A 19970-nucleotide genomic window follows, 5' to 3' on the forward strand; every position below is an offset into this window, starting at 1 on the left:
CGCCTACGGGTTCCGACGGTCTCCGCCGGCAGGTCGCCCTCCGGCGGGCCCCCGGCCCCGACGAGCGGGGAGGGCGTCGCCCCGGCCCTGACGAGCGGGGAGGGCGTCGCCCGTTGTCGGTCCCGTGGACCACAATGGGGTGCCGCGGGGGCAACGGCAGGCGTCGCCCCGGGGCGGTAGCGCCCGCACGCGAGCACGGGCAGCAGCATCGGCAGGCAGGGGCAAGGGGCAGCCATGGCGGTATGGGACGACGTCGTCGGACAGGAGCGGCTGACCGAGCAACTCGCCGCCGCCGCCCGCGATGCCGACGCCATCGTCACCGCCGAGGCGGCGGCGGAGAGTGACACGGCGCTCGACCTCACGCCTGCGCCCCAGGACGGACCGGACGGGGGGGAGCGCGGGCCGTCGAGGATGACCCACGCCTGGCTTTTCACCGGCCCTCCCGGCTCCGGCCGGTCGACCGCCGCCCGCGCCTTCGCCGCCGCCCTCCAGTGCGTCAGCCCCGACCGCGCGCTGGGTGGCGCCCCCGGCTGCGGATTCTGCGAGGGCTGCCACACGGCCCTCGTCGGCACCCACGCCGATGTCGAGGTGGTCAGGACCGATGTGCTGTCGATCGGTGTGAAGGAGACCCGCGACCTTGTCCGGCGCGCTCAGCTCTCGCCCGCGAACGGCCGCTGGCAGGTGATCGTCCTCGAGGACTCCGACCGTCTCACCGAAGGCGCGGCCAATGTGCTGCTGAAGGCCGTGGAGGAGCCCGCGCCTCGTACGGTCTGGCTGCTCTGCGCCCCCTCCGTCGAGGACGTGTTGCCCACCATCCGCTCCCGCTGCCGTCACCTCACGCTCCGTACACCGTCGGTGGAGGCCGTCGCGGACGTGCTGATGCGGCGCGACGGTATCGAACCGGGCCTGGCCCGGTCCGCCGCGGCTGCCACCCAGGGCCACATCGGCCGGGCCCGCAGGCTCGCCACCGACGAGCGGGCGCGCGCCCGCCGAGCCGCCGTGCTGCGCCTGCCGCTGCGCGTCGGCGACGTGGGCGCCTGCCTCAAGGCCGCCCAGGAGCTGGTCGACGCCGCCGCAGAGGACGCCAAGCAGATGGCGGAGGAGGTCGACGCCAAGGAGACCGAGGAACTGCGGGCCGCGCTGGGCGCCGCGTCCGGCACCGGAGGTCGCCTCCCGCGCGGCACCGCGGGCGTGATGAAGGACCTGCAGGACCGGCAGAAGCGGCGCGCCACCCGCACCCAGCGCGACAGCCTCGACCTGGCGCTCACCGATCTCACCGGTTTCTACCGCGACGTCCTGGCCCTCCAGCTCGGCTCCGCCGTGGCCATCGCCAACACCGAGGCCGGCGACGACCTTCGGCGCGTGGCGCAGTCCTCCACCCCCGAGCGGAGCCTCCGCCGTATCGAAGCGGTGCTCGCCTGCCGCGAGGCCCTGGACAGCAATGTCGCGCCGCTGCTGGCGGTGGAGGCCATGACGATGGCCTTGCGCGAAGGATGACGGGTCCGGGGGCGGGGCCGTCAGTGACGAGTCCGCGGGGGAGCAGTCCGTGACGAGCCCGCGGGCGGAGCAGTCCCGGACACGCTCTCACCCGTACGAGGACGGCGGACCGCGCATGGACTGTGTCCGGACGGATACGCTCCGATCACCCCACGCGAAGAACTGAACGAGGGATCGCCGCATGCAACCCTGTCGTCTGCTCCGCACCTCCTGGACCGTCCTGGCGGTCGCGGGCCTTCTGATGTCCGGCTGTTCCTCCGGGAGTTCGTCGTCGACCCCCTCCGCCTCGCCGAAGGCGGCGAACCGGCAGCCGCAGAAGAAAGCCGACGCCGTACACGTGCTGCAGCCCCTGCCCGCCGCCCTGCCCGACGGACTGCGGCCGTACTACGAGCAGAAGCTGCGCTGGCGCGAGTGCGGCATCGAAGGGTTCGAGTGCGCCACTCTCAAGGTGCCCATGGACTACGCGAACCCGGGTGGGGGCCGCGACGTCAAACTCGCCGTCTCGCGCAGAACCGCGTCGGGCCCGGGCAAGCGGCTCGGCTCCCTGCTGGTGAACCCGGGCGGACCGGGCGGCTCCGCGATCGGCTATCTCCAGAGCTATGCAGGCATCGGCTACCCGGAGCCGGTCCGGGCCCGGTACGACATGGTGGCCGTCGACCCGCGCGGTGTGGCCCGCAGCGCGCCCGTCACCTGCCTGTCCGACTCGCAGATGGACGCCTTCACCCAGGTCGACCAGACGCCCGACGACCAGAAGGAGATCGACGAACTCGTCTCGACCTTCAAGGACTTCGCGACGGGCTGCCAGGACCGCTCGGGCAAGGTCCTCGGCCACGTCTCGACGATCGAGGCGGCCCGCGACATGGACGTCCTGCGCGGGGCACTGGGTGACAAGAAGCTGTCGTACGTCGGCGCCTCCTACGGCACATTCCTCGGCGCCACGTACGCGGGGCTCTACCCCACCCGCGCCGGGCGCCTCGTCCTGGACGGCGCGATGGACCCCTCCCTGTCCGCGCTGGCCATGAACCGCGACCAGACGGCGGGCTTCGAGACGGCGTTCACCGCGTTCGCGGAGGACTGCGTACGGCGCGACGACTGCCCGCTCGGCAAGGGCACGGCCAAGGACGCGGGCCGGCGCCTGCAGGCGTTCTTCACGAAGCTCGACAAGGACCCGGTCTCCACGGGTGAGGACCGCAAGCTCGGCGAATCCCTGGCGACGACCGCCGTGATCGCGGCGATGTACGACGAGGGCGCCTGGACGGAGCTGCGCAGTGCCCTGCAGTCGGCAATGGACGGCGACGGCGCAGGACTGCTGCGCCTCGCCGACCTCTACTACGAGCGCGACGCCGACGGCTCCTACGAGAACCTGATGTTCGCCAACCCGGCCGTCAACTGCCTCGACCTCCCCGCCGCATTCGACGGTCCGGACGACGTGCGCAAGGCGCTGGCGTCCTTCCGCAAGGCGTCCCCCGTCTTCGGTACGGGCTTGGCATGGGCGGCGATGAACTGCACGTACTGGCCGGTGGAGGCGTCCGGCCGCCCGAGCCGCATCGAGGCGAAGGGCGCGCCGCCGATCGTTGTGGTCGGCACCACCCGCGACCCCGCGACCCCCTACCGCTGGGCCCAGGCCCTGGCGAACCAGCTCGGCTCGGGCACGCTCCTGACGTACGACGGCGACGGACACACGGCGTACGGGCGCGGCAGCGACTGCATCGACTCGACGATCAACGCCTATCTGCTGGAGGGCAAGGCCCCGAAGGACGGCACGCGCTGCGACTAGCTCGCGGGGTCGCAGGGGCCTGAGAGGCCAGCCGCCGAATGGGGCTGTCGGGGCGATATTCCGGGCAAAGCGCCCATGCCGCCCAGCGGCGGCCCCGCGGCCCTGGCCGGGGTGCGAGGCAGCCCGGCTGAATGTGTAGACTTGGCGCCGTTGCGGCACCGGGTCTCGCGCGAAGCGACCAGGCACATCCGCAGCTCGCCGCCTTAGCTCAGTCGGCCAGAGCGACGCACTCGTAATGCGTAGGTCAAGGGTTCGATTCCCTTAGGCGGCTCCGAAAAAGGCCAGGTCACATAGCCCGTGACCTGGCCTTTTCGTTCGCTCGGGGCATGACGCGTCACACGACCGGGGTGCCGTGGGATGGCTTGCGTGAGCGATGCGTGAGCGGAGGGGGATCGGCCCTACTTCTTGGGCTTCTTCCGTCGGGCCTTCTTCTTGCCTTCGGCCTGGGCCTTGTTGGCGCGCTTGGCCTTCTTCCGGGCCTTCTCGGCTTTGCGTGCGGCCTCTTCGGCCTCCGCCTTGCGCTGGAGCGGGACCAGCTTGGCCGTGGCCTCGGCGGCGCTCTTGCCGACGTGGGGGAGGACGCTCTGGTAGATGTCCCGCGTGATCCGGGTGTCACTGTGCCCGAGCGTGTCCGACACGATCTTGATGTCGATGTCAGCGGCGAGCATGAGGGTGGCCGCGCCGTGGCGCAGATCGTGCAGCCGGATCGGCGGGAGACCGGAGCCGGTGACGAGCCGCTCGAAGAGGTCGGTGACCTTGCCTGGGTGGAGCCATGAGCCGTCTTCCTGTGTGAAGACGTGGCCGGTCTCGACCCAGGCCGAGCCCCACTCCTTACGATCCGCGTCCTGCCGCTCGCGGTGCCGCTTCAGGACGTCGACGGTGTCGTCGTCGAGCGCGACGACGCGATAGCCGCTGTCCGTCTTGGGATCGGATGCCTCGATCTCCCAGCCGTCCTGCACGAGTTGGGAGGAGACGGTGAGGGAGTGGGTGTCGAGGTTCGTCTCCGACCACGGCTGGCCGCATGCCTCGCCACGGCGTAGGCCGCGGAAGGCGATCAGGTGCCACATCGCGTACAGCCGGTCTTCGGAAACGAAGTCGAGAAAGGCACCGGTTTGCTGGGGCGTCCAGACCATCACGGGAGACGGCTTCTCTCCCGTCTGCTCCCACTTGGCGACCCGCTCGTCCGTCCACACGAGCGCCTTCGGCTTGCGCACGGGGTCGATCTCGACGTGGGCGGCCGGGTTGAACGTGATGATCTGCTGTCCGATCGCGTCGTTCAGGGCAGCACGGAGGGTGGCCTTGACGTGCTGCCGCGTGGCGGGGCCGGTGATGCGGCGGAACGGCGGCATCTCGTCGATCGCCGCCTTCATCGCCTTGCGGCGGGCGCGGTTGTCCACGCCCTTCCACGGTACGGTTGCCAGCTCGTCGATCGCGGCTCGCCGCTGGGCGTTGTCCTCCAGGATCTGGGCGTTGGCGTCGCGGATGTCCGTGAACATCTCGCTGAGGTGGCTGACGCGCAGCCGGTCCAGACGCCGGTTTCCGATGCGCGGCTTCAAGTGCACGCGGATGTCGGTCTCGTAGCGGTTGAGGCCGGACTTGCGTATGCGCTTGCCGGCCAGCCACCGGTCGAGCCACTCGCTCAACGTCAGGCTGCCGATGAGGTCCTGGCCGGCGTTCAGGCGCCGCCTCGTCTCCTCGACCTCGGGCAGAGGCGACCGCTCGCGGCTGACCTCCGCCAGCATCTCGGCAATGAGTTCTGTGCCCTCGAGGTCGTCCGACTCGGCCAGCCCGAGGAGAGCGCGGACGTGGTCGAGGTCGGCCTGGGCCGCCTTGAGGCTGCCGTACCCGCCGCGGGCGAAGGAACGTCGGCTGCCGTCCTCACGGGGCGAGAGCTCTTGGCGTATGGAGTAGGTGCAGTGGTTCCTGCTGTTGCGCTTGGGGCAGGAGCTGCCGAGTTCCTTGCCGGTCTTGGGGTCCCGGCAGGAGCAGCGGCGGTAGGTGGAGCCCTTCAAAGATCATTCTCCTCGGTGGTGTCGGGGTCGCTTCCGGGTGAGTCGATTGCGGCGGCAAGGTCGGGCCAGAGGACGGGAGGCGTGACGCCCTCTTCCCGGATGAAGGCGCGGATCCTACGCAGGCGGCTCTCGGCGTCGTCGGCCGCCTCGGCGGCACGGGCCTGGGAGCGGAGTGCCTCGGCCTTCCGGTCGGCGTTGGGGGCGGTCTCGGCGTGGTAGCGCGCGTATTCCTCGTCGCGTCGCGCGTTCCGCAGTCGCTCCTGGGCAGCGTGGTGGGCCCGGAAGTAGCGGAGCATGTCATCGTCCGTGCCGAGATCGGTCTCCTCCCCGGTGAACCAGCGCAGTGCGTTCATAGGGGAGGTGGAGTCCTGGAGCGGGAGCCGCTGCACGTCGTCGACGTAGCCGACGGGATAGATGAGGCAGATGGGCGGGGTGTTCAGCGCCTCGGCCAGAACCATGACGTCGACCAAGGGCAGGTTGGAGCGGCGTCCGGACTCCATGTTGGCGATGACGTTGCGGGGGATCGGGTGGCCGATCTCCTCGCACTTGTCGGCCAAGTCCTGTGCGCTCCAACCCAGTTCCTTCCGTCGTCTGCGGACCTCTGCGGCCACGGTGGCCATGACCTGGTCCACCCACTCAAGGACGTCGTCCTCGTCGTCAGCCGTCTTGGATCCATGGTCGCTCGGATGTTGTGTCATTTGGACACATTAGCTCGCCTAGCGTGGATTCCAAGACCTGGAGGCGGGCGCGGTGGTCGCGTTCGCCGTGGGCTCAGTGATGGATGGAGCGCGCATGCGTGAGAACGAAGAGGCCAGTCGACTGAAGGGGATGAGCCGCGAGGAGCTTCTGGAGCTTCCGGCGGCCGTTGACCTGGAGACAGGCAATCGAGCGCTGGGGCTTGGGCGGAGCAAGGGGTACGAGCTCGCCAAGCGTGACCAGTACCCGTGCAAGGTGCTCAGGCTCGGAAACGCCTACCGGGTGGTGACCGCAGACCTGTTGGCCCTGCTGGGGCTGGCGGTGTGAAGCGCCTGATGCGCAGCAGGTGCTTCTGCGCTGAGCTGACACAGAAACGCTGGACTGTGGTGCGGCGTGGACGTACTGTCCGTGGTCGCTCGCGGTGCCGAGAAGCCCGCGAGAAGAGGGAGAGCCTCCGGCGGTGCAACGCCGGAGGCCCCGAGACTCCCCAGCGATCCCATGAGAACCGACCCGGCGGCAGGGGCGTGCAAGCCCGACGCCGCCAGACGAGGAGTCGCCTGGTGCAACCCGAGAACCCTGAGTCCTATTCCGCTCCCGCGCGAGCGGCCTGGCCTGCAACGGCCATCCCCGGCCAGCCCGGCGCCCACCTGCGTGCCGCGCAGGCCGACAGCGCCCCGGCGGACCCGAGCGACGATGCGGTTGGCGGCAGCGCCGACGAGACGGATGCGGCGAGCGGGCTGGACTTCATACCCGATGCGGAGCCGACAGCTGGCTCGAAGCTGCTCGACAAACTGCGCTCCCAGATAGCCCAGTTCGTGATCCCACCCTCATCCGAGGCGCTGGACGCGATCACCCTGTGGGTGGCGGCAACGCACCTCCAGCCTGCATGGCAGCATGCCCCACGACTGGCGGTGGTGGGGCCGGCGAAGCGCTGCGGCAAGTCGCGTCTCCTCGACGTGCTGACCGATACGGTCCACGAGCCGATGCTCACCATCAACACCACACCAGCGGCCATCTTCCGCTCGATCAACGAGGAAGAGCCGCCGACGCTGCTGGTGGACGAGGCCGACACCATCTTCGGCCCCAAGGTGGCGGAGAAGAACGAGGAGACGCGTGGCCTCCTCAACGCAGGCCATCAGCGCGGCCGGTACGTCACCCGGGTCGTCGGTAACGACCACACCCCGCACAAGTTCGCCACCTTCGCCATGGCGGCCATCGCGGGGATCGGGGACCTGCCGGACACGGTCATGGACCGGTCTGTGGTTATCCGCATGCGGCGCCGGGCCGAGGGCGAGAGGGTCAGGCCCTTCCGCTCACGGCGCGACATCCCGGCCCTGCACGAGCTGCGCGACCGCATCCACGCCTGGGCCCGCCCGCTGCTGGAGGACGCCGGGAACCTGGAGCCGGACATGCCGGTCGAGGACCGTGCCGCCGACACATGGGAGCCCCTGGTGATCGTCGCCGACTTGGCAGGCGGTCGCTGGCCCCGGCTGGCACGAATCGCGTGCGCGCGGATGGTCGCCGCCGAAGTGGCGGCTGAGGAGGACCACCCGAGTGGTGCACGGATCCTCGCCGACATCCGCCGGGTCTTCTTTGCCCAGCGTGAGGTGGACAGCCTGTCCACCGAGGATCTCCTGTACCACCTGAACCGAGACGCCGAAGCCCCGTGGGGAGAGCGAGGACGCTACGGCCTGACCTCTCGGGAACTCAGCGGGATGCTACGCGACTACGACATCCGGCCCGGCAACGTGCGCATGGCTGACCGGACGCAGCGCAAGGGCTACACGCGCAACAAGTTCCTCGACGCCTGGCGGCGGTACTGCCCTACCGTCCACCCAGTCGACGCCCCTCGCGGCGAAGGCTGAGCCCCACCCCCTGGTTGCCGTACTTGCCGTCCCTGCCGTGATCTCGCAGGTCAGAACACACATCGGCAGGACGGCAGCCGAGGGCAAGACGGCAACGCAAACGTCTCCGCGCGGGTATCCCGCCCGGAGACGCCACCCAGATCCGTCTTGGCCCGTCCCAGGCGTCCTTGCCTTATCGCCGCTGGTCACAGCCTTGCTTGCCGGGACGGAAGACGCAACGCCGCCGTCCCTTCGAGAGATACGACAGCCGGAGGCGGGACAGCGCCGGATACACCGATTCTTGTTCCGATTCGGAACAAGACGTCAGCGCTGTTCACCAGGACAGAACGCCAGAGCGCTGCCGTCCTAGCCCTGACCTGCACTTGCAACGGCCAAGACGGTAAAGACGCCTCACACCGCTACCCCCAGGAGTCCTCCGCTTGACCGCCCCGCCCCTCTCTCACGCACCACAGCCGCAGCCGCCAGAGGCCCAGTCTCGCGAAGGGCAGCCGAAGAAGACTGACGTCGAGCAGTACGCGCTCGTCGCGGCAGGCATCGTCATTGTCGCGCTGACCGCCGGAGCGTTCTGGCTCTCGTACGCGCACTTGGCGGGCGTCGCCGGCCAGCACGGACTCGGAGCGTCGCCCATCCGTCGCTGGGCCTGGCCCGCCACCCTGGACGCGTTCATCGTCGCGGGCGAACTGCTGATGCTGCGCGCAGCTCTGCGCCGCGTCACCGACCCCTGGGCGATCGCCGTTACCGCCATCGGATCGGTCGGCTCCATAGCGCTGAACGTCGCTGGGGTCAGCGGCACCGGCAACGCGAGCACCGTCCCGTTCCTCGACTACGTGGTCGCCGCGGTTCCTCCGGCCGCCGCGATGGTGGCCTTCGGCGTCCTGATGCGACAGATCCACCAGCTCGTCGCACCGCCCGACGATGCGCCGGAGACCGGTTCCGTACAGGTGCAGGACCCATCGGTCAGCGGCGGCAGCCACGGCCCTACGCCTGTCGTCGCTTCCGATGGCCCGCATGTCTCCGGCGCTGAGCGGACGGAACTTCCATCCAAGATTGCGGAGAGCAAGCCGAGCGGTGGCCGTCCGCCGAAGGCGACCATCGCGGAGCTGGCGGATATCGGCCGGGCGACCGGTCACCAGCACGGCAAACTCACGCGTGGCCTGTTCCGAGCGGCAGTGAAAGACCGTGACCTGACGATCGGCAGTGAGCGGCAGACCGAGGTGATGGAGCTGCTTCGGCCGGAACTCGAAGCCGCCGGGATCGAGGTCTCCAGGCGCTGACCGCGACCTGCTCGGGGTGACCGGAACCTTTCCGGTCACCCCGAGCGCCAGCCAGCCGCCCGGCAGATTTCCACATCTGTGGACACGCGACGACCCCGCCGGACGGGAATCTTCGCCCCGCCTGCCCAGCCGTACCTGGAGCATCTTCCTTGACGCACGACCAGCACCTGCCTGCCGACACCCGCACTGAGCCACCCACGTCGATGCATTCCCCCACGCTGCTGGGGCGCTTGCGGCGGGCGTTCGGACGTACGGCCCCTGGCGGAGCCAGTAGTACCCCGAGTCCGACTCAAGGCCGGTCTTCGGGGATCTCCGCCCCGGGGGTGGCGGAGACGGCTCGGCGCCAGGGGGCGCCGAGCCCGGAGGCCGGTGCCGAGGGCGGCCCCGACCAGGACGAGTACCACGTCGTCCAGCAGCAGATTCTCTACCTCACACCCACCGCCGCGCCGCCGACAGGCGAGCGAGACGTGCAGAGCGTCCAGCCAGCGATCCGCCGCTTCACCGGCACCAAGCGGACCGTCCGCGTCGGCCCGCTGCGCTTCACCGGCGATGAGCACGCCGACCTCCAGGAGGCCGCAGCCGAGCACGGCTACAAGGGCGAATCCGGCTTCGCCGCCGACATCGTCCTCGCCTTCATCACCGGTCGGTTCACCGCGAACCTGCCGCTGTCCGAGGACCGCCGCCGAACCCACATGTTCCGCGCCCAGGTACTGCGCGAGCTGACCCGCATCGGCGTCAACGTCAACCAGATCGCCCGCGCACTCAACAGCGACCTCACCCCACCCGACGTACGCCAACGCCTTGACGAACTGCACCATCTGCTGGAGCTGATAGCCGAGGCGCTGCGCGAGCCGACCTCAGGAAGGACCAGGCCGCGTGATAGCCGCCATTAAACCGGCCGGGGCCAACACCCGCGGCCTACTCGCCTACCTCTACGGCCCCGGCCGTCATGACGAACACCTCGACCCACACATCGTGGCCGGCTTCGCCATGCTCGGCATGCCCGACCCTGGCCGCGATCCCGACACCACTCTCACCCAGCTCGCACACCACCTCGACGAGCCGGTTCGTCTCCGGAACAGCGAGTTCGGTAGGAAGGTCACCGACCACGTCTGGCACTGCCCCGTCCGCGCAGCCCCCGAGGACCGGCACCTCTCCGATGCCGAGTGGGCTGACATCGCCCAGCGGATCGTCGAAGCCGCAGGCATCGCCCCGCCAGGAGACAACCTGGCCTGCCGGTGGATCGCCGTACGCCACGCGGACGACCACATCCACATCCTCGCCACCACCGTCCGCGAAGACGGCCGCCGTCCCAAACTCCACGACAGCGGCATCCGCGTAGGCGACGCCTGCCGCCAGATCGAGAAGGATTACGGCCTGCGCCAACTGAAGAAGGGCGACCGCACCGCCGGACGCCGCCCCACCCAAGCCGAGATGCACAAGGCCGAGCGCCTCGGCTGGGAGCAGACCAGCCGCGACTGGCTCCAGGACCGCATCCGCGCCGCCATCCCTCACGCCGGCAGCGCCGAGGAACTCCTCGCCTATCTCGAAGCCGACGGCATCGCGGTCAAACCCCGCCGCGGACCGTCCGGAGACCTCCTCGGCTACGCCGTCGGCCGCCCCGGCGACCTCAACAAGGATGACGAACAGATCTTCCACCCCGGCGGAAAGATCGCCCCTGACCTCACCCTCCCCAAGCTCAAGGCCCGCCTGGAAACCACCGCGCCAGAGGAACACCCCTCCGCCCGCCGAGAGCGGCCCACCACCCCCTGGCACCAGGCCACCGACGCTCTCGACACCCTCCGCCCCGGCATGGCCGACGACACCCACGCCCAAGCCCACATCACCGCGCTCTCTGAACTCATCGAAGCCACCGCCCAGAAGGCCCCCTCACCCCTGCAGGCCGAACTGCGATCCGCCTCAAGGGCGTTCGCCCGCGCACAGCGCTCCCAGATCCGGGCCGAGAACCAGGCTGCCCACACCCTGCGCAAGGCAGCTCGGGACATCGTCCAGACCGCCACCGGCCCCGACGGCAGCGCGCTCGTCGCCCTGCTCGCAGCCCTCGTCTGGGCCGCCATCGTTGCCGGACGCTGGCACGAAGCGAAAGGCCACGCCCATCAGGCCGACGCCGCCCGCCAGGCCGTCCAGCACCTCCAGACTGCCGCCGACCAGGCGCTTGCCCCGACGCTCACCGAACTCGCAGCCCGGCGGCCCAGGGAGCAAGCGCATCGTGCTCTGGTCGGCGACGTATGGGCAGCCGCCCCGGACCACGCCGAGCGGATCCTCACCGACCCGGCCTGGCCAGCGCTCGCCACCGTCCTCGCCGACGCCGAAGCCGGCGGCCATCAACCCCACCAGCTCCTCAAAGAAGCCGCCGCACAGCGCGAGCTGACCACCGCCCGCCAACCCGCCCGCGTCCTGATCACCCGCATCCAGCACACCGGCCGAAATCCGGCACCCAACCGCCGTGCCGAGGCCGCCCGCCGACGCTCAACCAACGGGACATGGCCTGCGGGAAGCGAGATCCCGGCACCGCAGCAGGCCGCCCGCGCCGCCACTCCAGGGCGGAACCCCCGTCCTCGGCGTTAGAAGCCCGATTGTGGCCGAGCGGGCGCCGGGCTGCTCCGGAGTCCACTCGGTCGTGTACGACCATCTCGCTCTCGCTGGCTGTCAGATCTGCACAGGGCGGCACCACGGCCGATCGGGAGAGAACTCTGCCTGAGTGTTCCGTTGCTCAGGACTACGGTGTCAGACATGCGCGAGGTGGAGTATGAGAGCTACGGCTGTCCGTTGGAGAACTACCAGCTCACTCGCCAAGATCACCGACAGCAGGAGCAGTCGGAGAACATCAGACTTTGGGTGGAGAACGTGCTCGCCGAGAAGGAGGCCGAAGAGCAGGCAGACCCCGTGCTCGCAGCAGGTCGCCGCGCTGCCGCAGCCAGAGCTCTGGACATGCTGCGCAGCTTCCAGACGCCTGAGCGCGAGATTATGCGTTGGCGCGTACGGCTCTATTGCGGCCACATCGCTGAGACTCAGCGGCATTGTGAGAATGGCAAGCCCACACTGCACGGCTCGTCATCAATGCAGTGCCCGGAGTGCAGGAAGGACCCATCAGCGATCGTAGCCTTCGAGCCCATTGGACTGGCCGGAGAGCCGTCTTCTCCTGCGAAGCCAGAGACTCCGAAGCCGAAGAGGCCGACTCGTACGGAGCTTGAGCGGCGAGTAGCCGCATTGGAAAGGGAGAACGAGCGTCTCCGCTCGCGGGGGAGTGAGGCGTAGCTTCCGCTCCATCAGCATACGCCCTCTCAGCAGAGTCGCCAACCTGGACCAGCGTCCAGGGAAGACCCGCCCTGGCCACGAGGCTCGTGCCGCGGGGGACGGCAGGCTCTTCCGGGACCAGGGCGGGGGCTCAACTGCGGCGCAAGAACCTGCTCTCGGCGCGGTGCCTGCCAGTACGCCGGGCCGAGGGCCGTCCGGTGACCGTGGCCCCGGGAGGTTGGTCAGAGGGAGCCGATTCGTCCCTGCTGAGCAGCGACTCCCAGACACGTGCTTGGAGTTCGCGGATGCAGGGCCCGCACGCGTACATGGATGCCTGAGCACCGGCGACGCTCGCGGGGCCGATCCACAGGACACGCGTCCACCGCTGCCCGCAGTAGAGCCAGCAGAATCCGTCGACCCACTCGTTGCCGTCGTCGGTGGCCGCTGGCGTGGGTAGTCCTCCGCGGGCGAATTCAGCGATCCCGGGGATCACCCTGTGTTGTAAGGCGACTTCTGTCAGCATGGCGCGTCCGCTTCCGTGATCAACGGTTCTGGGCCGTCGTAGCAGCGTCCTCCTGCTTCTCGGCGTCGGAGAACAGGAGGGTGGGCTCGGCGAGGATGTCGCGGCTGGCCTCGCTCTTGTAGATCTCGTCGACGCTGCCGAATCGTGCCTCGGAGTAATCAAGTTCAAGCAGCGCGGCTGCCTGCCGGACCGATGCCTCGTCGGGTCCCTCGATCTCCAGGAAGGTGGGGAGGTCGGGCCAGGTGTCGAAGTCGAAGGCGACCTCGCCCAGGCGCCACTCCTCGCGGTAGTTCTCCTGGTAGCGGACCTCGGTGAGGCCGACCCGGCGGAGGATGTCGGCCATGGCGTGCAGGTCGGTGACCTCGGTCTCGATCTCCTTGGTGCCGTCGATCGTCGTGGCGTCGGTGACCTGCTTGAGCGTGAGCGTCGATCGAGTGCCCTCGTCGCGCAGGCGGATCCAGGCCCCGCCCTCGAGGGAGTCGTTCTCGAAGATCTTGCGGGTGAGAAGCGTGCGGGGGAACGCCTGGACGGCGCCGAGGGCCGTCAGCTTTGCCCGGAGACCGGCGGCATCGACGGCCAGGAACTTCGCCTCGTACTCGTGCTTCATGGGTCCTTCTCTCAGAAGTGGTCGGTGAGGGGCGATGTGCGGGTGGCCATGAGCAGGCCCATGCGGTGGGTGTGGTCGCGTAGCTGGCCGACGTGGGGCCGCTCGGTGAATTCGTTCGTGCGCAGGGTGAGCAGGACCTCCCAGTCGCCGAGGAAGTGATGGCGCAGGCGCTCGGGGGAGGTGTAGTGCTCGATCATGTGGTGGCGTCTTTCGACGGGCATCATGAACTCCGCGCCGAACACACCATCCTGGCGAACCAGGCGTTTCATACGGTCCACGAATTCGGCGAGCGGGCGGTGGTGGTTGGCACTGTAGTGCCACGAGCAGCTCGTCCAGACCGCCTCGCACCGCACGCTCAGAGGTTCGCCGTCGAGGAAGTCGTCCTCCACGATCTGTACTCGGTCATGGAGTTCTTCGCGCTTCAGTCGATCGATCAGCCCCAGCGCGTGTGCCTGGCTGTCACCCGGGAGGTGGACGTCGCCTCCGTGGAGGGCGACCGCGTCGCGTTCGATGGCGACGACGTCGTACCCGGCGGCGGCGAGAGGCAGGACGAACTTGCCGTCGCTCGCGCCGACGACCGCGACGGTGGCGTCAGGGGCGACGCGTTCCCGCAGTGTGGCGAGGAACTGGGGGAAGAAGGTGAGGGTGTTCTCCCACAGGCTCTGCGTCTGCATGGGAGTGCGCTCCTTCCGTATCGGTATCCGTGATCACGCGGAGGACCTCGTCGGGGCCGCGCCCTGTGGTGTCGACGCGATGCATCGGGAACGAGGCGTAGGCGTTCGTCACCTGGTCCGTGACGGTCTCCATCAGCGCGTCCCACCGCGATGCCGGCTTGTTCCGTCCAGCGAGGCGGCGTTGCCGTTCGTCGTCGGCGCAGACGAGGTGGTAGGTGACGGGTGACGGCAGCCAGCTCGGCAGGTTCATACCGAGCCGGGCGCCCATGGCCTGGTGGCTGGCGAGGCACCGGGCGAAGTAGCTCTCGACGACGACCGGGACACCGGCGTCGAGGTGGTGCTGGATCTCCTCGGCAGCGGTGAACAGCGCGGAGAGGTAAAGGCACATCCGCGCTTCGACATTCGTGCGCTCGTCCACTGTGTGTCTGAGAGGCTGGTAGAGGGCCGGAACGGTGGGGACGAGGACGGCTTGGCGGGCGGCGGCGAGCATCGGCGCCAGGGTGGACTTGCCGGTGCCCCGTAAGCCTTCCAGGCTCTCGAAAAGCGGGTGATCAGGCACGGGCGTACACCACGTCCGGCACCGCGAGAGTGAGTTCGTCGGCGGACGAGGGCTTGTGGACGATGCGTCCTGCCCCCTTCTCGTACCAAAAGGCGTGCGAATCCTTGCCCACGGCCTTGCAGGACATGGTCAGCGCACCGCGCGGGTCGGCCTCGATGCGGTCGATCTCGCGAGGGCCGTCAGACGGTGCGCAGACCTGTGGGGTGCCGTGCTCGGAAAGATCCTCGTCGACGATCACCTCCAGGGGCAGATCGGCCGACGCGAGCTCATCACGAAGCCTGCCGTAGGCGGAGGGGGCGGTGACCAGCAGTTCGGGGTGGTCGGCGGCGTTGCCGACCGGCCGCAGGTGGTGGAGCTTGAGTTGCCGGACCCCGAGCTGTCCCAGGGCGCCGGCGAGGGGAAGGACCTCGTCGATGTTCCGCGAGGTGACGGTCATGGTCGCGCCCGTGGGAACGCCGAGGTCCCGCGCCAACCTGAGCGAGTTGAGGGCACTGTGGTAACTGCCCTCCCTGCGGATACCGTCGTTGGTCGATCCAACGCCCTCCAGCGAGACCCTGAGCAGGTCCAGGTGCGGAGTGATCTCGGTGAGACGGCGTTCGATCCGGTAGCCGTTGGTGCAGATCTCGACGCGCTGGCCCAGCTCCTCCTTGGCGTGGCGGACGACCCGCGCGAGGTCCCGGTGGACGAATGGCTCCCCGCCCAGCAGAGTCACGGCCTCCGTGCCGTACTCGTCCCGCATCAGGGTGAGGAGACTGACGGCTTCCTCGGCGGTGAAGGCGTCGGCGTACTGAAGCCGCTTGCCGTGGAAGCAGTGCAGGCACGTGAAGTTGCAGCGGTAGAGCAGCTGCAGGTACAGCATCCGGATCTTCCTGATCCCGGTGACTTCCCCGATCACATCGGCTCCTTCGGCTGACTGCCTGTTGGGAGCCCCGATAGTGGCCCTCTGGTCAGGGACCTCATCACCGCGTTCAGGGACGGTCTGGGGACGTCCTGGGACGTTCTCAGGGACCTGCGAAGGACTCCAGGATGCCGAGAACGCGCTTCGTGTCCGACAGGTCGGGCAGGACGTCAGCAGCGCCGGCGGCGGTCAGGTCCTCCGGTGAGTGGATGCCGGAGGCGACGGCGACGATCCCGGAGCCCGTGGTCAGAGCCGCTTCGACGTCGCGAGAGGTGTCCCCCACGAGGACGATGGGGACGTCAGCCGGAACACCGCGAAGCCGCTGCGCGCGTTCGCGGGCGACAGCGACCAGATGGGGACGGAGTTCGGCGTCCGCTCCGTAGGCGCCCACCGGCAGGTCCAGCAGCAAGTCGAGGCCGAACGCTGAGAGCTTCACACGGGTGTTGGCGGCGATGTTGCCGGTCAGGACGGAGGAGACCCAACCGCTCTGAGCGGAGGCGGCCTTCAGCACCTCATGGACACCGGGCAGGGCAGTCCCCCGCCTGCGTAGCTCCTCCAGGCGCGCTTCTCCCGCCTGAGCGAGCGCGGTCTCGATGGAGTGCCAGTCAGGCACGGGCACCCCTTCGCGGACGAACATGTCGCGCATGATCAGTCGATCCGTACGCCCCCCGGTACGCGCCGGCTCCAAAGGCTCGTGTCCCGAAAGTGCCGAGAAGGCAGCAGCGTAGATCTCCTTGCTGACCCCCGCGTTCTCGATGAGGGTGTGGTCGATGTCCCACAGGACGATGAGCTCCATGGCGCCAGAGTAGGCAGTCGGCGGGATTCTGCTTCAGCGTCCCAAAACGTCCTTGCGTGATCATGCGCTGCACCGATTCGATGGCTACTGTGAACGACCGACTGCGCACTGTGCTCGGCCAACGTGGCGTCTCGCCCGAGTCCCTTGCCGAGGTCTGCGAGGTGGATCCCAAGACGGTGAGCCGGTGGCTGGGCGGGCGGATTCCCCATGCCCGGCACCGCTTCCGCGTCGCGCGACACCTGCGCGTAGAGGAGACCTTCCTCTGGCCCGAGCCGTCCAAGCGCCCCGGCCGACCACGGGACGGGTTAGGCACCGAGCTGGTCGGCACCTACCAGAACCGGGCCAGCGTGCCCCGGGACGTCTGGCTCGCGCTGCTGCGAGAGGCTCGGCACGAGATCAGTGTCCTCGTCTTCTCCGGCACGTTCTTCGCCCAGTCCAACCCCCACGTCGCCAAGATGCTCTCCGAACGTGCCGCCGAGGGAGTGCGGGTGCGCCTGTGCTTCGGCGACCCGGACGGGCAGGCAGTCGCCATCAGAGGCAGTGAGGAAGGCATCGGCGACACCCTTGCTGCCAAGATCCGCGCCTCACTGACGTACTACCGTCCGCTGCTGGGCGAGACCGGGTGCGCCGTACGGCTCCACGACACCACGCTCTACACATCCATGTTCCGCTACGACGACGACCTGCTCGTCAACCCCCACATCTGGGGACAACCGGCCAGCGCCAACCCCCTCCTCCACCTCAAGAGGGCAGACGGCACAGGGTGGTTCGACAACTACGCTCAGAGCTTCGACGCTGTCTGGGCCGCCGCACGGCCATGGGCACCCGACCAGGAGAGGACCGCCGACCATGGGCAGGACTGAGTACTACAACAACCCCACCGCCCCGAAGGCGAACACCCTCATCCCGGCCAGCAACCTCCTCGTCGTCGACGAGACCGGCGCCATCCTCCTCCAGCGCCGTCGGGACACCGGACAGTGGGCACTCCCCGGCGGCGCCCAGGACATCGGTGAAACGGCTGCCCAGTGCGCCGTTCGTGAGTGCTTGGAGGAGACCGGGATCATCGCGGAGATCACCGGCTTCCTCGGCGTCTACACCAACCCGAACCACATCGTCGCCTACACCGACGGCGAGATCCGCCAGCAGTACGAGAACACCTACATTGGCCGACCCGTCGGCGGAGTGCCCACGATCAACGACGAGGCCGACGGGGTCCGCTTCGTCCAGTCGGCCGATCTGGACCAGTACGACATCCACCCGAGCATGCGCCAGCAGATCGGGGACTACCTTGCCGGCACCTACCCCTACCTCGGCTGAGCCGCCAGCGCGGCCTCGATCCTCTCGACGGAGGAGAAGATCTCCGTCGCCGCCCGCCGGATAAACCGCCCGACCACGCTGTCCGCGCCGTAGCGGCCGACGATCTCCGCGACCCGGTCCTGTGCGGCGGTCCGACGTCCGTCGGGCGTGGTCGTCATGTCGCAGTAGACCAGCGCGTCGACCAGCAGTGGCTCCTCCAGCAGCGGGAATTCCGCTGCCAACTCCTCCTGTAGCCCACGCTCCTCGGCCTCCAGCAACGCGAACGAGTGGTTCGCAACCAACCGCACCAACCGTTCATCGGCACCGTGCTCATCACGGAGGAACCGGGCACCGTCGAGCGGATGGAACCCTGTCGTCGCGAGGCGGGGCGCGTAGCCCACATCGTGGAGCGCTGCGGCAGCCTCGATCAGCTCGGCGTCATCGCCGAGCATCCGCCCCAAACCAGCGGCGCGACGCGTTACCCCTATGGTGTGGACCCATCGCCGCGGGAGCGCAGTGCTCAGCTCCGCTTTCGCCATGCGCATGGCCCAGTTCACCAACGATCCACCCATGGCTTGGTTCATGCCCAAGTGACCGTGTCGGCACTCCAGAGGGCGTCCCACAGGAGCAGGGACGTTGTCCACCAACCATTCGAGCGGGCTAGGGCCCAGGGTTGGCAGAAGTGTCTTCGGCGGGCAGTCCTCCCTTTCTACTGGGGTTGCTGGTCTCCTGCTGATCAGGGAGAGGAAGCCTGCCGAGCAGGTCAGCTGACCCAGACGCCCGCGGGTGAGATCCCGCGTGCGAGGCGTCGGCCCGCGTCACTGATCGGGCTCGACCAGGACACATCGGCGACCTGGCACCCGAAGTCCTCGGCGAGTACCTGCACGAGCGCGGCGCCGACGCCTTGGCGGCGGTAGGAGTCCGCCACCCAGATCAGGATGATCCGCGGCCGCAGGGTGTCGTCCTGGTCGCCGCATCGTGACCCTTCGATCAGATCCCAGCTGCGGTGCTCGCTGGTGTCATGGGCGGCGAGGTAGCCGATGACGTACCCGTTCGCCTTCAAGAGGTACGCGCGCATGTTGTCTGGGGTCACCTCAGGCTCGTCAAGGTGGGACCACGAGCGAAAGTCGTAGTGGTTCTCTTTCTGCGGCATCCGAGCCACTTGGTAGGTGAGCTTCCTCCACGCGATGGGCGACTGCGTCGTCACGACGGCCAGATCACCCCACCACTCCAGGTTCCTGGGTGCCCGAATGCCGAAAGCCCACGCCGCATGGTGAGCGGTGTGCTCCTTACCGTCGTCCAATGGATCCTGCAGGTTCATGCCGCAAGGGCAATCTCGGCTACCTGGTGTCTCCACAGCGTGGAACTGAACGGGTGTTGCGCCGAAACTGAGGCTCTGGTCTCGGCCGCCCACCCAAGGACGGATGGGTGCATTGTCCGACTCGACGTACCCGGTCCAGCGGTCCTCCCAGCCGGGGTACTGCTCGGGAAACATCTCCCGTCGCTGCTTCTCTGCGAGCGACAGCGTTGGCCGAACCCACACGCTCCCGGCGGTTGCCCGACCATTAAGGCGCACTCCGCGCCCTTTGGCCTTGCCGCGCAAGAACTTCAGGAACGCGCCGGGCTGAGACTGGAAGGCGACGCCGCGGACCAGCTCCCGCTCGCCGGGAGCAAGCCAGTCATCGATGGGGAGCGCCAGCCGGTCGGCGAGCGCATGGAGCCTGCTGTAGTCGTGGTCGAGCTCGGCTAAGCGGAGCGCTTCGACCGCGGCCTCGATAAGTGGGAACTGAACGAACAGGTTGACCCAACGTGGGCCGTTCCCAAACGAGAAGCTACCCGGGTAGCCGTCATACCAGATGCGGTCGATGGACGCGTCACGCGCCCTGTCGACGGCTTCTGAGTAGGCGTCGGGAAGCTCGGGGGTGTCTCCACGCGAGGACGCGGAGTCTACGTACCCATCGCGGTCGAGGCTGATCGTGGCGTACCAGCGAGAGGCCCGGACACGGATCTTCCTGGAGCGCCAGTCGCGTGGGTCGGGGTCGAGGTAGATAGTTCGCTCGGTCACGTGCTCTGCTCCTCGTCCTACTACTTGCGTTTCCTCACCGCCTTGCGTGCGAGGGCTGCCCCCAGCGGGGACATGCCACGCCTATGCTTCCCCTACGAGGCTCGCCGGACCGCCGATCCGGCCCACCTCGTCCGTCTCTTCGGTATCCACCCGGCCATCGCGGTGAAGATTCG

The 19970-nt window shown here is 68.7% G+C and carries 19 protein-coding genes and 1 tRNA gene; 11 read left to right on the top strand and 9 right to left on the bottom strand.

Annotation, left to right across the window (positions count from 1 at the left end):
- The first annotated feature begins 234 nt into the window (after window positions 1-234).
- From AB0M26_RS23135 to AB0M26_RS23145, 3 genes are all read left to right on the top strand, one after another.
- Window positions 235-1497 carry a DNA polymerase III subunit delta' gene (locus AB0M26_RS23135; RefSeq protein ID WP_365263717.1) on the top strand — a complete coding sequence of 421 codons (1263 nt, stop codon included), beginning with the start codon at window positions 235-237 and terminating at the stop codon, window positions 1495-1497.
- 181 nt (window positions 1498-1678) lie between these two features.
- Window positions 1679-3274: an alpha/beta hydrolase gene (locus tag AB0M26_RS23140; RefSeq protein WP_365263718.1), complete on the top strand. Its 1596-nt coding sequence runs from the start codon at window positions 1679-1681 to the stop codon at window positions 3272-3274.
- Between the two features lie 197 nt (window positions 3275-3471).
- Window positions 3472-3545 (top strand) — tRNA-Thr (locus AB0M26_RS23145).
- A gap of 127 nt (window positions 3546-3672) precedes the next feature.
- Here the strand turns inward: AB0M26_RS23145 and AB0M26_RS23150 are convergent.
- The gene (locus tag AB0M26_RS23150; RefSeq protein WP_365263719.1) at window positions 3673-5286 is read right to left on the bottom strand and encodes a tyrosine-type recombinase/integrase; all 1614 of its coding nucleotides are present in this window, start codon (window positions 5284-5286) and stop codon (window positions 3673-3675) included.
- Window positions 5283-5984, bottom strand: coding sequence for a helix-turn-helix transcriptional regulator (locus AB0M26_RS23155; RefSeq protein ID WP_365263720.1), 702 nt, complete (start codon window positions 5982-5984; stop codon window positions 5283-5285). Before AB0M26_RS23155 ends, AB0M26_RS23150 begins: the two co-directional genes overlap by 4 nt.
- 94 nt (window positions 5985-6078) lie before the next feature.
- Here AB0M26_RS23155 and AB0M26_RS23160 point away from each other — a divergent pair, with 94 nt between their 5' ends.
- From AB0M26_RS23160 to AB0M26_RS23185, 6 genes are all read left to right on the top strand, one after another.
- Window positions 6079-6309, top strand: a complete 231-nt coding sequence (locus AB0M26_RS23160) for a hypothetical protein (RefSeq protein WP_365263721.1) — start codon at window positions 6079-6081, stop codon at window positions 6307-6309.
- A gap of 233 nt (window positions 6310-6542) precedes the next feature.
- Window positions 6543-7847: a DUF3631 domain-containing protein gene (locus AB0M26_RS23165; RefSeq protein ID WP_365263722.1), complete on the top strand. Its 1305-nt coding sequence runs from the start codon at window positions 6543-6545 to the stop codon at window positions 7845-7847.
- Window positions 7848-8266: 419 nt separating this feature from the next.
- Window positions 8267-9121 carry a DUF2637 domain-containing protein gene (locus tag AB0M26_RS23170; protein WP_365263723.1) on the top strand — a complete coding sequence of 285 codons (855 nt, stop codon included), beginning with the start codon at window positions 8267-8269 and terminating at the stop codon, window positions 9119-9121.
- A 323-nt stretch (window positions 9122-9444) separates the two neighbouring features.
- Complete coding sequence (locus AB0M26_RS23175; protein ID WP_365263724.1) at window positions 9445-10014, top strand: MobC family plasmid mobilization relaxosome protein; 570 nt, start codon at window positions 9445-9447, stop codon at window positions 10012-10014.
- On the top strand, window positions 9998-11710 hold the full coding sequence (locus AB0M26_RS23180; RefSeq protein WP_365263725.1) for a relaxase/mobilization nuclease domain-containing protein: 1713 nt from the start codon (window positions 9998-10000) through the stop codon (window positions 11708-11710). The genes AB0M26_RS23175 and AB0M26_RS23180 overlap by 17 nt, the downstream gene beginning before the upstream one ends.
- A 165-nt stretch (window positions 11711-11875) precedes the next feature.
- Window positions 11876-12400: a hypothetical protein gene (locus AB0M26_RS23185; protein WP_365263726.1), complete on the top strand. Its 525-nt coding sequence runs from the start codon at window positions 11876-11878 to the stop codon at window positions 12398-12400.
- A 521-nt stretch (window positions 12401-12921) separates the two neighbouring features.
- On the opposite strand, the gene AB0M26_RS23190 is transcribed toward AB0M26_RS23185, so the two are convergent.
- The 5 genes from AB0M26_RS23190 to AB0M26_RS23210 form a co-directional block, all read right to left on the bottom strand.
- Window positions 12922-13509, bottom strand: a complete 588-nt coding sequence (locus AB0M26_RS23190; RefSeq protein ID WP_365263727.1) for a class IV adenylate cyclase — start codon at window positions 13507-13509, stop codon at window positions 12922-12924.
- 11 nt (window positions 13510-13520) lie between these two features.
- Complete coding sequence (locus tag AB0M26_RS23195) at window positions 13521-14183, bottom strand: SAM-dependent methyltransferase (RefSeq protein ID WP_365263728.1); 663 nt, start codon at window positions 14181-14183, stop codon at window positions 13521-13523.
- Complete coding sequence (locus tag AB0M26_RS23200) at window positions 14101-14742, bottom strand: hypothetical protein (RefSeq protein WP_365263729.1); 642 nt, start codon at window positions 14740-14742, stop codon at window positions 14101-14103. The genes AB0M26_RS23195 and AB0M26_RS23200 overlap by 83 nt, the downstream gene beginning before the upstream one ends.
- Window positions 14735-15637 (bottom strand): radical SAM protein, encoded by a 903-nt coding sequence (locus tag AB0M26_RS23205; RefSeq protein ID WP_365263730.1) that lies wholly within the window; start codon window positions 15635-15637, stop codon window positions 14735-14737. The genes AB0M26_RS23200 and AB0M26_RS23205 overlap by 8 nt, the downstream gene beginning before the upstream one ends.
- Window positions 15638-15743: 106 nt before the next feature.
- Window positions 15744-16436: a haloacid dehalogenase-like hydrolase gene (locus tag AB0M26_RS23210; RefSeq protein WP_365263731.1), complete on the bottom strand. Its 693-nt coding sequence runs from the start codon at window positions 16434-16436 to the stop codon at window positions 15744-15746.
- An 89-nt stretch (window positions 16437-16525) separates the two neighbouring features.
- On the opposite strand from AB0M26_RS23210, the gene AB0M26_RS23215 reads away from it, so the two are divergent.
- Together AB0M26_RS23215 and AB0M26_RS23220 are read left to right on the top strand one after the other, a co-directional pair.
- Window positions 16526-17299, top strand: a complete 774-nt coding sequence (locus AB0M26_RS23215; protein ID WP_365263746.1) for a helix-turn-helix transcriptional regulator — start codon at window positions 16526-16528, stop codon at window positions 17297-17299.
- The gene (locus AB0M26_RS23220) at window positions 17286-17753 is read left to right on the top strand and encodes an NUDIX domain-containing protein (protein ID WP_365263732.1); all 468 of its coding nucleotides are present in this window, start codon (window positions 17286-17288) and stop codon (window positions 17751-17753) included. Before AB0M26_RS23215 ends, AB0M26_RS23220 begins: the two co-directional genes overlap by 14 nt.
- Here the strand turns inward: AB0M26_RS23220 and AB0M26_RS23225 are convergent.
- The gene (locus AB0M26_RS23225) at window positions 17741-18304 is read right to left on the bottom strand and encodes an HD domain-containing protein (RefSeq protein WP_365263747.1); all 564 of its coding nucleotides are present in this window, start codon (window positions 18302-18304) and stop codon (window positions 17741-17743) included. The two genes, AB0M26_RS23220 and AB0M26_RS23225, sit on opposite strands and share 13 nt — an antisense overlap.
- Window positions 18305-18495: 191 nt before the next feature.
- The gene (locus AB0M26_RS23230) at window positions 18496-19797 is read right to left on the bottom strand and encodes a GNAT family N-acetyltransferase (RefSeq protein ID WP_365263733.1); all 1302 of its coding nucleotides are present in this window, start codon (window positions 19795-19797) and stop codon (window positions 18496-18498) included.
- Window positions 19798-19970: the final 173 nt, after the last annotated feature.

The organism is Streptomyces sp. NPDC051776 (assembly GCF_040681345.1).
In the GTDB taxonomy this organism is placed as follows: domain Bacteria; phylum Actinomycetota; class Actinomycetes; order Streptomycetales; family Streptomycetaceae; genus Streptomyces.